Here is a 15,612-nt window from a genome sequence, read left to right on the forward strand (position 1 = left end):
TCCCGTCTTTTATCTCATATATTTTAAAAGCAGACTTCCGTCTGCTATGTTGCACTATGCTTCTGCTTCTTTTTTGGTTCTTCTTCGATGAGTTTCGTAATCCGGATCTCCTTTTTTCCAGCCGCTTCTATTCTTTTCTAAATTCTGTACATAGTTTTCATTGATAAGTATTTGATTTTTTGCTATGCAAAAATACGTTGGGGTATTCTGTTTACAATTTTCACATTGTATGCAGTCCATGATAATAAATTGACCTCCGCTTGCTAATCATAATATTCAAATTCAATATTACCCATTTTTACAGTGTCGCCATCATTTATACCCATACTTTTCAACTCATCGACAATACCCCTCTTTCTAATAACACGCTGAAAGTATTTTACGGAATCGCTGTCATCCATGTTCACTGATGCTAAAAGTCTTTCCGCCAAAGGCCCCTCGATGACATATATCTCATTTTCCCTTTTTATCGTAAATTCTTTAGCATCCGTATATTTATGATACAACAAATCCTTGTCTACTTCAACAATTTCTTCTTCATCTTCCATGGTTTCCAATATATTATATACTCTATCCAGCATAGGTTTTATGCCCATCTTTGTCGCTCCCGAAACGGGAAAAATATCGTAGCCTTCACCGGATAAGAAGAGCTTAACTCTTTCAAAATTTTTGTCCGAACCTGGTATATCCATCTTGTTGCATGCGATCACTTGAGGTTTCGAAGCAAGCTTTTCGCTGTACAGCTTTAATTCATTGTTTATCTTTCTGAAATCTTCTATAGGGTCTCTCCCTTCAGTTCCAGAAACATCAAGCACGTGTATTATGACCTTGGTCCTTTCAATATGCCTTAAAAAATCATGGCCAAGGCCTACCCCTTCATGTGCTCCTTCGATCAAGCCGGGTATATCGGCCATCACAAAGCTTCTGCCCGGGTCCAGCTCCACCACTCCCAGGTTTGGGGATAAGGTTGTAAAATGATAATTTGCAATTTTGGGCCTTGCAGCGGTGACCACAGACAGAAGCGTAGATTTTCCTACGTTAGGAAAGCCTACTAAGCCTACATCAGCTATCAGCTTTAATTCAAGCTCAATCCATATTTCTTCACCTTTTTCACCGGGCTGGGCAAATCTCGGAGCCTGCCTTGTGGATGTGGCAAATTGAGCATTCCCTTTGCCTCCCCTTCCGCCCTTGGCTGCCAAAAGCTCCTGCCCCTCATGTCTTAAATCGCCGAGAGCTCTTTTGCTTTGTTCATCATATATTATTGTGCCCACAGGCACTTTGATATATAAATTTTCTCCGCTTTTACCATAACAGTTATTGGCTCCGCCGGTCTGCCCATTTGCCGCCGCATGCTTTCTTTTATAACGAAAATCCATCAATGTTCTCATGCTGCTGTCCGCAACAAATATTATACTGCCTCCGCTGCCGCCGTCTCCGCCGTCCGGTCCGCCATTCGGTATATATTTTTCCCTTCTGAAGGATACTTTTCCGTCTCCGCCGTCTCCCGCTTTCAGATATATCCTTGCTTTATCTATGAACATGCTTCTCACCTCATAATTATTCGTAATCGAATCCCCGGCTTCTCCTTCCATATTATAATTCATATGAACAGGTTTTATCCTATAAGAATATGTAATAAAAAAGGCACAGCTTAGCTGCACCTATAAGTATCTGATGAATTAAGCAACAGGATAAACACTTACCTGCTTTTTATCCTTGCCTTTTCTCTCAAATTTTACAACACCTTCCACCATAGCAAACAATGTATCATCTTTACCTATACCAACATTATTTCCCGGATGGATCTTGGTGCCTCTCTGTCTTACTAGTATGCAGCCTGCATTAACCGGCTGACCATCGGCTCTCTTCACTCCCAATCTCTGAGAATGGCTGTCACGTCCGTTTCTTGAGCTTCCTACTCCCTTTTTGTGAGCGAATAATTGAAGATTTATGTTAAACATAAATTACACCTCCTTCTTTACAATCAACCTTATATAAGGCGAGTAATTCTCCTCGATGTTTTTTAGACCCATAACCATGGTATCTATTATAGCGCAGGCCTTAAGTTTTTTATCCAACTCATCGGTATCAGGTATGGAAAAACTTAAGAAGCCTTCCTTGATACAGTATTTTAAATCCAATTCAGCAATCTCGACAAGACCTAACAGAGCGGTTTGGGTCAGAGCTGAAACTGCACTGCAGACAATATCACTGCCATGTTCGCTAAAATCAGCATGCCCGGTAACCTTTAGCTCTTTCACCCTATCTCCCGCCGTCATAAGAATATTTACTGTAATCATATAGCATTAAGCATTTATTTTTTCAATCTTAACTTGGGTAAACGGCTGTCTGTGTCCTTGCTTCTTTCTGTAATCCTTCTTTGCTTTGTACTTGAAAACTATTATCTTCTTGGACTTGCCGCTTTTAAGTACAGTTCCTTCAACGCTTGCTCCGTTTACTACCGGGGTACCGGCTTTGATTTCACCATCGCCTCCAACCAGGAGAACTTCATCAAAAGATACTTTTTCTCCATCATCATATGGAAGCTTTTCTACCCAGATTACGTCGCCTTCGCTGACTCTGTATTGTTTTCCACCAGTCTTTATTATTGCATACATTAGGCAATGCACCTCCTTCAAAATAAGTCTCGCCGGATGCAAGGTAATTTTTTAGACCCGACCCGAGCGGATATGCCTACACCGTAATATTTTATCATAGGGATTTTTCTTTGTCAAACATAGCTGTATCTCATTTTATAATTTTAAATTCATCTCTGGGTACAGAAGAATCCGGTATAATTCTGATGTTTTTATCATGTTTCCTGCACAAGGCTTCTATTTCCTCACTATATGCATTATTAAACTCTTCCGCCAGTTCTGGGGCTGCAAGTATCTCTACCTTTCTATAGCTTTTGTTGAATAAGATCTTGCTTATCTCGGTCTCAATTTTTTTGAATATGGTCTGCTTAGATAGTATCTTCCCGGTGCCCAAGCAATGAGGACATGCAGATTGCATAATATTTGTCTTTGGCTGTACGACCTTCTTTCTCGTCATTTCTACTAACCCCAGGTTAGTAATGCCCAAAACATTGCTTCTGCTCTTGTCTTTTTTCAGTGCGTTTTTCAAAACCTCCAGCACCATATCTTCATGATTGCTGTCGCTCATATCTATAAAATCTATTATTATTATACCGCCTATATCCCGGAGCCTCAGTTGCTTTGCGATCTCCCTGGCAGCTTCAATATTTGTTTTAAGAACAGTATCTGTGAGATCCTTGCTTCCGACATACTTGCCTGTATTGACATCAATGACCGTCAAAGCTTCAGTTTGATCTATCACAATATAACCTCCGCATTTTAACCATACCTTCTTTGAAATCAGCTTTTCAAGCTTCTCCTCTATATCGTAATAGTCAAATATCTCATAATGCTTGCTGAAATATTCAATTCTCGGCTTGAGATCAGGGGATATCATCGATATTAATTCCAATGCTTTTTCATGGTACTCTTTATTATTTATTATGAGTTTATCTATATCTTTCGTAAACATATCTCTGACAATTCTAAAAAACAAGCTCATGTCTTTATGAATGATCTTAGGTGCCGAGGTCTTCATATTTTTTTGCTTAATATCTTCCCAAAGCCTGGTGAGAAATTCCATATCAGATTCTAAATCCGATAACCGACAGCCTTCTCCTGCAGTTCGCACTATAACGCCCATGCCTTCGGGTTTAGCCTGAGCTGCCAATTCTTTCAGCCTGTTTCGTTCAGATTCATTCTCAATCCTCCTGGATATCCCTATATAATCTACAGTAGGCATGAGAACCCCAAACCTTCCGGGCAATGTTATATGTGTCGTAGCCCTTGCTCCTTTGCTGTCAATGGGATCTTTAGCTATTTGCACAAGAACCTCCTGCCCTGCCTTTAAATAGTCTCCAATTTCATAGTCTTTAATTCTATCTTGCTCAGCCAGCACTTCTCCGTCAATATTAAATAAATTGGGCAGCGCATCCTTTACATATAGAAAGGCATTCTTGCCGGTGCCTATATCAACAAAAGCAGCACCCATTCCGGGAAGAACATTTTCAACCAAGCCTTTGTATATGTTTCCTACTATGCTTTGACCCTCCTGGCCTTCCATGTATATCTCGGCCAGCTCATGGTCTTCCAGCAGAGCAGCTCTTGTCTGTCCGAAACTTATATCCACTATTATCTCTTTTATATTAATCGCCACCTATCCTCGGAGAATGAGTTGTCTTTTATACTCTATGCATTATCTATCAGCAGCAACGGGGTAAGCTCACCTTCCATATCGCTGTATAAATCTATCCTTTCGATTTTTTCATCTTCGAAAATATCGCCTATTTGCTTTTTTAATGCCTGCAGCATCAGTTCAGGCTTCAGATTTGCTTTGCTGCCGCTCGACAGAACACAGTCCAGCACCACTTCACCGCCACCTTGAGACAAGGCTTTTATCTCTCTTATCATAAGCTTTATATCAATTTCAATCGTCTTAAAGTCCTTCTTGGGTTGCTGCTTTACCGCTAAAATATTATCTTGCGCCAGAAAACTCCTCAAGCAGTCTTCAATATCAATATCTTTTTCGAAACGCAAATATATATTATATCTGGCATGGCTGACTAAAGCCATGCCGCTCCTGGGCTTTTCCTTCAGAACCACAGCATTTTCAACTCTTAGGCCCACAGGAAGAACAGCATTCAGGCGCATAATTACATCTTCCCCAGATATCTCTTCATTAACTCCGATATCAAGATATTCTCCCATGCTGGTCAAGCCTACTCCCAACGCAGAAGCAAAGGACATCTCGGGATGAGGGTTGAAGCCCCCGGAATAGGCCATGGGTATATGCGCTCTCCTCAATGCTCTCTGAAAGGTTCTCAAAAGATCCAAATGTGATATATATTTAGTCTCCCGTCCCTTAATAAATTTTAGTCTCATATTTATCATTTGCATACTCCGCCTTCCTCAAGCAAATTGATACCGCATCCTGTGCATACTGTCCTGCAGTCCCTTGTTGTTTCCCCCTTTAGAGCTTTCCTGTATTCACTCTTTAAATACTTTTTAGTCACCCCCACATCGATATGGCTCCAAGGCAACACTTCCTCCAATTCTCTTTTTCTCAGGGCATAGAACTCCGGTTCGATGCCGCAGTCTTCGAAGGCTTGCAGCCATGCTTCATATTTGAAATGCTCATCCCAGCCGTCAAATTTGCAGCCCAGCTCCCATGCTCTTATCAAAACCTTTGAAAGCCTTCTGTCTCCCCTGGCAAAAACCGCTTCCAGAAGGCTTAAATTTGGATCATGCCAGTTATAAGTAAATCCCTTTTTCCGCAGCATCTTCTGCAGATGCTTCTGCTTCTCTCTCATCGCTTCAATGTTATCCTGAGGCTCCCATTGGAAGGGTGTAAAAGGCTTGGGTACAAAACAGGATGTGCTTATGGTTATATTGATGCCTTTACCCCTTTGATTTTTTGGCACTTGATAGTATCTTTCCATAACTTTATAACCCAAATCCGCTATACCCTCAACATCCTCCATGGTCTCCGTAGGCAATCCGATCATAAAATAAAGCTTGACATTACTATATCCCAGATCAAAGGCTGCTCCAACAGAGTTTATCAGGTCTTCTTCAGTAACATTTTTATTAATCACATCTCTCAGTCTCTGACTGCCTGCCTCAGGTGCAAAGGTTAATCCGGTCTTTCGCACCTTTTGGACTTCCTGCAAAAGCTTCAAAGAAATTGAATCAATCCTTAAAGAAGGCAAAGACAGGCCGATTCTATCCTTCTCATATTCGGACAAAAGCTTCTCCGCCAGCTCGCTGAGCTTAGAATAGTCTCCGGTTGAAAGGGATGATAATGATATTTCCTCATAGCCCGAGCTTTCAACAAGCTTTTCTGCTATGGAAAAAAGTTCTTCCACGGTTCTTTCACGCACAGGCCTGTATATCATGCCGGCCTGGCAAAATCTGCAGCCTCTGGTGCAGCCTCTGAAAATCTCAAGCATTATTCTGTCATGCACAACATCTATAAATGGAACTATGATTTTATCAGGAAAATATGCTTTGTTCAGATCCTTTATTACCCTTTTCTTAACCTTTTCGGGAACTCCTTCTTTGTTCGGCATAATTGATTTTATGGTATTATCCTCATTATAGCTTACATCATAGAAGGAGGGCACATATACTCCTCGGACCTTTGATACCAGCTCCAGGAATTCTTCTCTCTTCATCCCCTTGACCTTCCATTGCCTGTAGACTTCCATAACCTCAAGCATCTGTTCTTCCCCTTCTCCCAGCATAAAAAAGTCGATGACCTGACTTAAGGGTTCGGGATTATATGCACAGGGGCCTCCAGCCACCACAAAGGGGTCTCCTTCCCTCCTCTGGGATGTCAGCTTGGGGACGCCTGCCAGGTCAAGCATATTGATTATATTGGTATAGCTCATTTCATACTGAAGGGTAAAGCCTACAAAGTCAAAATCCTGTATATAGTCTCTGCTTTCCAACGCAAAAAGCTTTATATCCTCTTTTCTCATCAAGCTTTCCATATCAGGCCAGGGAGCAAATACCCTTTCACAATATATATCCTTTTGATCATTCAAAAGATGATATAATATCTTCATTCCAAGATGCGACATGCCCACCTCATAAGAATCAGGAAAACAAAAAGCGAATCTTATGTTTATGCCTTCCAAGGCCTTATGAATGCTGTTCCATTCGGTGCCTATATATCTTCCCGGCCTTTCTACCTTTGGGAGCAATTTATCATATATATAATCCTTTATGTTTAAGTCCAATATTAATCCTCCTATTTTTCTTTAGTAACTATATCCTTTATTTTAGCATAATATCCATATTTCATAAAGCCATCCATTATATCTGCTTCACAAAGCTCCTTTTTAAAATTTCCCTTTTCATCATATACCATAATCTTGCATACATTACCGGGGCTTAGCTGATCAACTACGCTGTTTATATAGGTTTCTCCCGAGACATTCATCTGCCTTGCAGGAAAGTCCTGGAGCATCCTTTTCTTTTTATTATTTCTATTTAATAAATATATATAAGAGCAGTTTTTTTCTTCTTTTAAAGCTCCGGCAAATATAAATACGGCAGCGGCCGCATATGCTATAGTCCTGTTTCCTTTAATCAGTAAGCTAATATTGTATGATGTCAATATTATAGCCAGTATTTTACCGGATCTGGTCATATGCCTTGTAGCCTTTTTGTAGCTGTTTCGTGATAAAAGCAAATTCCTTACTATGCTTCCTCCGTCCAAAGGCAGGGCAGGTATAAGATTAAACAGGAAAAGAACAGCATTGTACTTGATAATCATACTGCTTAAAAAAAATTCTTCTCCAAAAAAATAAAAAGCCGCAGCCACAAACATGCTGACAAAAGGTCCGGCCAATGCAACGATAAGTTCTATGCGGCCTCCGTATTTAGCAATATTCTCAGTAAAGGCAATGCCGCCAAAGGGGAATAGCTGTATCTCCAGCACTTTGATCTTGAAGCATCTTGCTATGATGCTATGTCCTAATTCATGCAGCAAAACACTCATGAAGATAACCAAGGCACTCTGCCATAATCCCATATATATGCTTATAAATAAAAAAAGGATAAAAGATATGTTTATTTTTATCCTCACAACTTAAACCTCCGTACTATCCATACATCAGGTGCTGAACTTATCCAGAGGATTCACAGGCGTATCATTCTCCCAAATCTCAAAATGCAGATGGCTGCCTGAGGATAAACCTGTATCGCCTACTTCAGCAATAATATCGCCTTGCTTTACCTTTTGGTTTCGCTGGGCGATTATTTTTGAACAATGAGCATATAGGGTTTTATATTTTCCGTTTGATATCCATATATACTTTCCCAGGGTACTGTCCTCGCCTACTTCAGAAACTGTTCCCTTCATGGATGCCTTTATCTTATCTCCGTACTGTCCTGCAATATCTATCCCATTATGAGCTTTAACTGTATTAAATACCGGATGCACTCTTTGCCCAAATTCAGAGGTTATCTCTCCCTCTATAGGCATAATAAACACCTTGTCGCTGCTCACAGGGAGCAACGGTGCCGCTTCATCCATATTATTCTTGTCTTCAATAAGGTTTGTGCCTTTTATAACCTGCATTACACCTTGCAAATCCACTTTCCAATTTATAACCTTTTTAATCCCAAGGGTAAATTCCTTAGCGATACTGACATTTATACTGTTGATCAGTAAAACAAAAGCCAATATTATCAGGGAGATAAATATTTGGAAAAGCAGCTTATCTAAGAAGCTCTTGTCCCTACCAGGCCTAGGCCTGAACATATCTCCCATTTTTCTGTATTCATTGATATATCGAGGTTTAGGTAAGCTTTCCGTATTAAAATTGAAGCTGTTGTTATCCATATTATCCTCCTCCATTGTATTTTCTCTAATATATATGGGTCAAGGAGGATAAATATGCCTGCTACCTTATATTTTCCTTCATCTTCTTTATCGGTATATTGGCAACCAGTGCAGGTACCGTTGAATTATCACTGTCCCGCTTTGTTCGCGTCAGCTTGAATTCCAGACCCGTCTCGTCAATTTCAATATAATCCGTGATCACATTCATTATTTCACCTTTTATCATTTCCAGAAATTGAGGAGACACATTCGCTCTATCATGTATCAGAAGGAGCTGAAGCCTTTCCTTAGCAATATCTTTGCTGTTATTTCCTTCTCCCTTATTGAAAAGTTTGAACAAATCCATTTTCCCTCCCCCCTTCTATTTTCTCCGAAAGCCAAAAGCCTTCGCTAATCTTGCCATAAAGCCCTCTTCTGAATCCAGGCTCATAAATGGTACATTCTCTCCGAGTATTCTTTTCACTATATTCTTATAGGCTTGTCCTGCCAATGATTTGCTGTCACTTATTGCCGGTTCTCCGCGGTTGGTCGATACTACTATGTATTCATCATCCGGAATGACTCCTAAAAGATCAATGGCCAGTATATCTACCATATCATCAATGTTCATCATATCTCCGCGCCTTACCATATCGATCTTTACCCTGTTTATGATGAGCTGAGGATTCTTCAATCCGTTAGCCTCGAGAAGTCCTATGATCCTATCTGCATCCCTGACTGCGGATACCTCCGGAGTTGTAACAACAATTGACCTATTAGCTCCTACGATAGCATTCTTAAAGCCTTGTTCTATCCCTGCCGGGCAATCTACCAGAATATAGTCGTATTCTTCAGCCAAATCCTTGGTGAGCTTCAACATTTGCTCGGGAGTCACAGCATTTTTGTCCTTTGTTTGTGCAGCAGGCATGAGATAAAGATTTGGATATCTTTTATCTTTTATCAAAGCTTGTTTCATTCTGCAAATTCCATCTATTACATCCACAAGATCATACACTATTCTATTTTCCAGGCCCATGACAACATCCAGGTTCCTCAGTCCAATATCTGCGTCTAAAAGTACTACGCTCTTGCCTTCCAAGGCCAAACCGGTACCAATATTAGCAGTTGTTGTTGTCTTGCCCACACCGCCCTTGCCTGAAGTTATTACTATTACTTCACCCATGTTATTACCTCCATTGCAAATTAATAAATTATCGTTTCCCCAAATATGGCTCTACTATGATCATACCTTTCTTAACAAATGCCATTTCAGGCACCTTTGACTTATACTGTTTTCCATCAGGCGGTCTGGTAACTATATCTCCGATTCTTAATTGCATAGGCTCCAGCCTGAATGCTGCAATATATGTACTATAATCTCCCTGAGTACCGGCGTGGCCTGTACCTCTCATCTTTCCCATAACCGTAATGCTTCCTGCTGCCTCCAGATAGGCTCCGGGATTTACATCGCCCAATACTACTATATTGCCCTCAGATCTTATCAGCTGGCCTGATCTTATGGTCCCTCTGATAAAAACAGCTTTCTCCTCATCGCCTTGTCCCTGCTTGATAACAGGCTCCGGTTTCGCTTGGTTTTTTTCCTCTTCCTTACCGGCAGCAATATTGCTGCATAGAGCTTCATAATCCCCTAAAAACTGCATTCCGTACTGGTTTTGCAAAATATCTGCCAAATCATTATATTCTTTAAGCGATAAACTCTTGCCCTTAAAATTCACTATTTTCGCTCCCTCAAAGAAGCTTTTGGATGGTTTTATTTTTACTTCCAATTGCTGAATGATATCCGAGAAATTCATTTCTTCCTTTAATACTATGTATAGTCCTTCTTTTGTACCTTTGAATACTATTGCGTTGTCCTTCATCCGCATTCCTCCTGAAGTTAACTATCCTATAACTATCTTATATATTTTCTGCAAAAGTATTGTAATTCCTTCTTTTTTTATGAGATATTTCCTCATTATGACAAGATTTCGTCTCAATAGAAAAACCGGCGCATCGTGCGCCGGCATTATGCATCATATCTTAAATTTGCTTATTTCCTCATGCAGCTTGGTAATCAATTCAAGAGTCATATCCATTTGTTCCCTCACATTATTTACGTCTTTTACTATGACTATGGTCCTTTGAGCTATATCCTCCGTTCCTTTAGCGCCTTCATTGACGGTTATGGAAACCTCATCTATGGCCTTTGCGATATTATTCATGGAAGCCGTTAGCTCCTGTGCCGTTGCGCTAAAATCTGTGACCATTTCATCTGTAAAAGATGCATCTAAGCTATACTGATCTCCTAATTTCACATTATCTTCATAGTCTTTTATTACCTTATTATCTATGAAATCCAAAAGCACCCTTGCACTGTCCCTGAGATTGCCTACTGATAAAATAACGTTTTCTGCGACCTTCTGGATTTCGGAAACGGCATTTTTAGAGTCTTCCGCAAGCTTTCTTATCTCATCGGCTACTACCGCGAAGCCTCTTCCTACATCTCCCGCCCTTGCCGCTTCTATAGCAGCATTTAATGCCAGCAGATTGGTCTGGGATGTGATCTGCAGTATAGCATCAGAAAGAACATTTATTTCCTCTACTGAATTTGCTTCCTTGATAGCTTCCTTTAATTTTTCCCGCGATTCATCATACATATCGGTTGCGCTTTTCTTTGAATCCAAAGCTTTGCTCTTGACTTCTTCAGCCCTTTGACTGATTTCTTTGACTGAAACAGAGCCCTCCTGGGATTTCTCCGCCATCGATTCTACTGCTTTTAGGATTTCCTCTACAGAAGCATTCATCTCTTCGGCGGCGGCTGCATTCTCTTCTATCCCCGCAGAAAGTTCCTGTACGGTGGAGGAAGTCTCATCAGATTTCTGATTCAAATTATTTAAAGAGCTGCCAGCTACCTCGGTTATTTCTTTTAATTTATCAAAGCCTTGGATTATACTTCCAAGAGCTGATCTTAGAGAACTGCCCAGCGTGTCCGCAGATCTGGTTAAAACACCTAGCTCATCTTTCCTTTTTTTCATCTTCTCATCCACGGCCACTGCAAAATTCCCGGATGCAAATGTCTCCAGATACTTTGTGGTTTCCTTTATCGGCTTTGCGATAAATCCGACGAATACATATGTTACCACTAATCCTATCAAAAGTACAGTCGCCGATACTATCACAATAGTTTTCTTTAAAGTATTCAGCCCCGCCAGCACCTCATATTCCGGCGCAGTAACGGCAATAGACCATCCGGTATCCTCCACCGGTCCATAGCCCATTATTGCTTTTACACCGTTATATATATAAGATCCTACGCCTTTCTTACCTTGTATCATCTCTTGTTCAAGCTCGGCAAGTTCAGTAAGGCTTTGATCTTTTTTAGCATCTTCTATAGTATTGCCCATATTTATAACCCATTTTTCTTCCTTATGTGCTATAGTCGTGCCTTGTTTGTTTATCATATATGCATAGCCCTCTTCTCCGAAGGTTATATCCTTTATCACATTTTGAAGTTCATTGCTCTGTCTCAATACGGTGAGTACCGAGGTCACCTTACCGTCATATTTTATGGGCACTGAATATACAATAATAACAGAGCTATCAGTTTTGCTTATTATAGGATCCGATACGGCATTTTCCCCTGCCATAGCTTTTTTAAAGTATTCCCTGTCTGATACATCCGAAACTGTACCGTCAGTGCTATGATCGGTGCCTTCAGCCGACACAATATCTATCGCTATATCACCGTTTCTCTGCATCTCATCCATCAGTATCGGAAGCTTGTCCTCCCATGTGTAGGCCGGATTCTTTATTATCTCCATATTTGCCAGGGTTTCCATCCTTTTATGCTGGATTTGTATGCGGCTGTCAACTATTTTACTTGCCTGCTCTACAGCACGTATCATGGATTGGGAAACTTCATCGGTAAGTGCTTTAGATGCATTAAGGTATGACAATATACCTAAGGTAGAACAAATCACCAATATCAGAATCAAAAGGAAAAATGCCATTCTTGTTTTTATGCTTTTCAATTATATCCCTCCATCGTATTCTATGCATTTCTGCATATTATCAGAGCTGTACTGATCTTTAATCATTAAAAACTTATCTTGTATTTTCAAAAATACTTTTATAATTTCCGGGTCGAAATGCTGTCCTGTTTCCGATTTTATAATTTCGACAGCACTATCATGAGGCAAAGCTTCCTTATAAGATCGTTTCGATACCAATGCATCATAAACATCTGCTACGGCAAATATGCGTGCCGAAATTGGTATTTGATTCCCTTTAAGCCCTTTAGGATAGCCCCTCCCGTCAAACCATTCATGATGATACATGGCTATCTCTAAAGCCGTTATATAATATTTGCTTTTGTTTTGTTTCCTTATGGCCTGGGAGATCAGTTCTCCCCCTATAAGCGTATGTTTTTTTACTTCTTCAAATTCTTCCTTGGAAAGCTTGCCTTTTTTCTGCAGTATAGTTTCGCTGATTCCAATCTTGCCGATATCATGCAATGGTCCTGCTTTATAGATACACTTTGTGAACTGCTCTCCTTTATCTAATTCTTTTGCAAGCAATACCGCATATTCTCTCGTCCTGACGAGATGCTTGCTTGTTTCAAGATCATGATATTCGGCCATTTTTGCCAAAGCAACCAGATTCGTATCCTTAACCTCTAAAAATGCTTTTAAAAATATATTGAAGACTTCATTTATGGTTTTATTCATAACTGTTTGATACTTATCAATCCTGTCTATAGCACCGCATGTACGTTTTTTATCATTAAAAACACTGGAGCAAATTGCTTCAAAGGCCCTAAAAACTTGCTCCATTGCCTCCCAGCTTATATAGTTCGCAGCCATATTTTCAGCCAGCATTTTATTAGCTTTATAGAATCCATAGAATTCACCTGAGTCAAAATATAAAATATAATTATTCAAAATCTTGGTGACACCGTCTAAAGCTTCAGCATAATCCTGATATAAGTTATTAATATTATACGAAGCATAAAAATCAACCCAACCGGAAATAATTCTGCTGCTGTTTTCATTTAGTACATATGCCAATTCTTTAAGCAGGACTAAAGAGTCTTCCATCATAGCCTTTCCGCAGCCTTCCATGATTGAGCTCAATATTTGTTACCTCCTCCGCATGTATGCTTACTTGATGTGACCAAAGCCTAAAGTCATCATTATCATCTCCTCTATATGTGTGTTTACTGCATAGAAAAAAAGTGCCCTGTTGGATATTAAATACTTGATTTCATAATTTGTCTAATTATATGTTATTTTATATTATTTTATGTTATTTTGATGAAAATTTCGAAATAAGTCATTGTTCTGTCAATGACTTATTCAATGTGCCTTAGGACCATATAGCCATATTAAGTATTTTTGAAATATAATTTGCTGTATAATATTAATGATATTGATGTTGAAAAGAGTTGCGCACTTATACTGTATTAAATGCCGCAATCTAGGAGGAATGATATGAGCTTAGAGGTTGAATTCGGAAAATGCTTAAAGATCTTGCTGGATGCTGCCGATATAAGCGGCAGCAAACTGGCAAAAGCAATAAACGTGGACCCGTCATTGATCAGCAGATGGGTTAATTGCAAAAAGGTACCGTCAAATAGATCTCCTTACATAAAAATGATTTCGGATTATATCAGCAAAAGTATTGTAAACTCATATCAACTCAATAGGATCAACGACATACTAAATAGCTTAGCTGCAGAATCAGTTAAGTGCGACGGCGATTTGGCCTGCAGTATAAAATCCTTATTACTGGAAGCTCAAGGTTATTCTCTGAATAAAAATATACTGTCTCCAAATATAAAAAAGCTTAACAAAAATCATGCCGCTGCAGGAAAAACACAGCTAAATAATGATCCCTACGACAATTCAACCCACTGCAGTGTGAGCAAAAAAATCAGCGATGCCTTGTTTGAAACATCCGAACGCATTCCATTATCTTCAGAAGATTATGTCATGGTCGGCTGTGAAAATGTACTGGACTGCGCAAACAAACTTCTCAACCAAGCTCTGATGTCTACACCTTCAAAACAGCCTATTATGATCACCATAAATAGTAAATTCAGTTTGCTCGCTCTCTTTGAAGAATATCACCATGAATATAGAAAAAAAATCGTTAAGCTTTTAAAAAATGGGTGGACTGTTATTACTACAATAAAATTCGATGACACCATAGAAAGATCGCACAGGTTTCTTGAAGATACCATGCTTTTTTTAAAATCCGGGAATTATTTGCCGTATCTTTCAAATAATATTGACCACTCATCAGCATTAAGTGATATGATCATAGTGCCTGATATAGGAGCTTTGGTATTTTTGTGCACTAAATCCGTACATCAGCTTGACTTTAGCTTTCTCTTTAAAAACAGCTATGCTATAGATGCCTTTATCGGCAAGTTTCATCAAGCCATCAAATATTCTCATCCGGTATTATATGAACATAAATCAAGGAATTGGATGGAATTAGTGAAATCAATGACAGTATTTGAGGAGTCCCCGGGCAATCGATACACTTTCAGGGATGGGATAAGTGCTTTTTTGGTATCAGAAAATATATATGAGGAGTCTCTTAAATCCAGCGAATCAAGGGAAGATGAGATGAGAAACATGTTAAGCTATCATAAAAAGCAAATGTATGCACTGGATTTAAACCAAAATTTCTATAAATATAAAGATATATTTCTCACAGATTCTATAGAAAGAGCTATATTGAACAAAAAAAAACAAGACTGCGAACTATCCCAGTCATCGGACGAAGCTGATGAAGCTTTATTAATATTAGAGTGTTTAGATACTTTAATAGATGTCTATAGAAATTCCGATAATTATGAAATAGCATTGATAGATGAAAAATTGCTCAAAACATATAAAGGCATTTTCACCGCAGGCATGAATTTTTATTTAAAACGGAATCATTCAATAATTCATATTTTAAATAGGAAAAGCAAAGCCATGTCATCTGAAGATGACACTTTTAAATTTGTATGCTTATCAGAGCCTACAATTACATATGCTTTAGAAAAGGCCTATCTGGATATATGGAATCGCATTGCACCCGTCAATAAGGATAGGAGAGAGGTATTAGCCTGGCTAAATCATTTAAAAGAGCTGATATACATAGCATATAATATAAAAAACAATATAAAATAACCTGTATATTCAGGTTATTTTA

16 protein-coding genes are annotated in these 15,612 nt (G+C 39.3%); 1 reads left to right on the top strand and 15 read right to left on the bottom strand.

Annotated features, from left to right (window positions below; all coding sequences use genetic code 11):
* Positions 1-54 precede the first annotated feature (54 nt).
* The 15 genes from AC4HCY_RS16215 to AC4HCY_RS16285 form a co-directional block, all read right to left on the bottom strand.
* Positions 55-240 carry a hypothetical protein gene (locus tag AC4HCY_RS16215; RefSeq protein ID WP_323430623.1) on the bottom strand — a complete coding sequence of 62 codons (186 nt, stop codon included), beginning with the start codon at positions 238-240 and terminating at the stop codon, positions 55-57.
* A gap of 23 nt (positions 241-263) precedes the next feature.
* Positions 264-1,541 carry a GTPase ObgE gene (gene obgE, locus AC4HCY_RS16220; RefSeq protein WP_323430693.1) on the bottom strand — a complete coding sequence of 426 codons (1,278 nt, stop codon included), beginning with the start codon at positions 1,539-1,541 and terminating at the stop codon, positions 264-266.
* Positions 1,542-1,679: 138 nt separating this feature from the next.
* Positions 1,680-1,961: a 50S ribosomal protein L27 gene (gene rpmA, locus AC4HCY_RS16225; protein WP_323430624.1), complete on the bottom strand. Its 282-nt coding sequence runs from the start codon at positions 1,959-1,961 to the stop codon at positions 1,680-1,682.
* Between the two features lie 3 nt (positions 1,962-1,964).
* Positions 1,965-2,261: a ribosomal-processing cysteine protease Prp gene (locus AC4HCY_RS16230; RefSeq protein ID WP_491094638.1), complete on the bottom strand. Its 297-nt coding sequence runs from the start codon at positions 2,259-2,261 to the stop codon at positions 1,965-1,967.
* A 45-nt stretch (positions 2,262-2,306) separates the two neighbouring features.
* Positions 2,307-2,618 carry a 50S ribosomal protein L21 gene (gene rplU, locus AC4HCY_RS16235; protein ID WP_323430626.1) on the bottom strand — a complete coding sequence of 104 codons (312 nt, stop codon included), beginning with the start codon at positions 2,616-2,618 and terminating at the stop codon, positions 2,307-2,309.
* Between the two features lie 130 nt (positions 2,619-2,748).
* Positions 2,749-4,233 carry an Rne/Rng family ribonuclease gene (locus AC4HCY_RS16240; RefSeq protein WP_323430627.1) on the bottom strand — a complete coding sequence of 495 codons (1,485 nt, stop codon included), beginning with the start codon at positions 4,231-4,233 and terminating at the stop codon, positions 2,749-2,751.
* A 32-nt stretch (positions 4,234-4,265) separates the two neighbouring features.
* The gene (locus tag AC4HCY_RS16245; protein WP_491094639.1) at positions 4,266-4,967 is read right to left on the bottom strand and encodes a TIGR03936 family radical SAM-associated protein; all 702 of its coding nucleotides are present in this window, start codon (positions 4,965-4,967) and stop codon (positions 4,266-4,268) included.
* On the bottom strand, positions 4,964-6,817 hold the full coding sequence (locus AC4HCY_RS16250; RefSeq protein WP_323430629.1) for a TIGR03960 family B12-binding radical SAM protein: 1,854 nt from the start codon (positions 6,815-6,817) through the stop codon (positions 4,964-4,966). Before AC4HCY_RS16250 ends, AC4HCY_RS16245 begins: the two co-directional genes overlap by 4 nt.
* 11 nt (positions 6,818-6,828) lie before the next feature.
* Positions 6,829-7,668 carry a M50 family metallopeptidase gene (locus tag AC4HCY_RS16255; RefSeq protein ID WP_323430630.1) on the bottom strand — a complete coding sequence of 280 codons (840 nt, stop codon included), beginning with the start codon at positions 7,666-7,668 and terminating at the stop codon, positions 6,829-6,831.
* Between the two features lie 27 nt (positions 7,669-7,695).
* Positions 7,696-8,427 (bottom strand): M23 family metallopeptidase, encoded by a 732-nt coding sequence (locus AC4HCY_RS16260; RefSeq protein ID WP_323430631.1) that lies wholly within the window; start codon positions 8,425-8,427, stop codon positions 7,696-7,698.
* Positions 8,428-8,488: 61 nt separating this feature from the next.
* Positions 8,489-8,773, bottom strand: a complete 285-nt coding sequence (gene minE / locus AC4HCY_RS16265; protein ID WP_323430632.1) for a cell division topological specificity factor MinE — start codon at positions 8,771-8,773, stop codon at positions 8,489-8,491.
* Between the two features lie 15 nt (positions 8,774-8,788).
* A complete protein-coding gene (gene minD / locus AC4HCY_RS16270; protein WP_323430633.1) occupies positions 8,789-9,589 on the bottom strand; it encodes a septum site-determining protein MinD in 801 nt (266 codons plus the stop codon).
* A 28-nt stretch (positions 9,590-9,617) separates the two neighbouring features.
* Positions 9,618-10,286 carry a septum site-determining protein MinC gene (gene minC / locus AC4HCY_RS16275; protein WP_323430634.1) on the bottom strand — a complete coding sequence of 223 codons (669 nt, stop codon included), beginning with the start codon at positions 10,284-10,286 and terminating at the stop codon, positions 9,618-9,620.
* A gap of 153 nt (positions 10,287-10,439) precedes the next feature.
* Positions 10,440-12,437: a methyl-accepting chemotaxis protein gene (locus AC4HCY_RS16280; RefSeq protein ID WP_323430635.1), complete on the bottom strand. Its 1,998-nt coding sequence runs from the start codon at positions 12,435-12,437 to the stop codon at positions 10,440-10,442.
* A complete protein-coding gene (locus tag AC4HCY_RS16285; protein ID WP_323430636.1) occupies positions 12,438-13,538 on the bottom strand; it encodes an HD-GYP domain-containing protein in 1,101 nt (366 codons plus the stop codon). It lies immediately after the preceding gene.
* Positions 13,539-13,895: 357 nt separating this feature from the next.
* On the opposite strand from AC4HCY_RS16285, the gene AC4HCY_RS16290 reads away from it, so the two are divergent.
* Positions 13,896-15,590, top strand: coding sequence for a helix-turn-helix domain-containing protein (locus tag AC4HCY_RS16290; protein WP_491094640.1), 1,695 nt, complete (start codon positions 13,896-13,898; stop codon positions 15,588-15,590).
* Positions 15,591-15,612: the final 22 nt, after the last annotated feature.

The sequence above is a fragment of the Lutispora sp. QWL-02 genome, assembly GCF_058315355.1.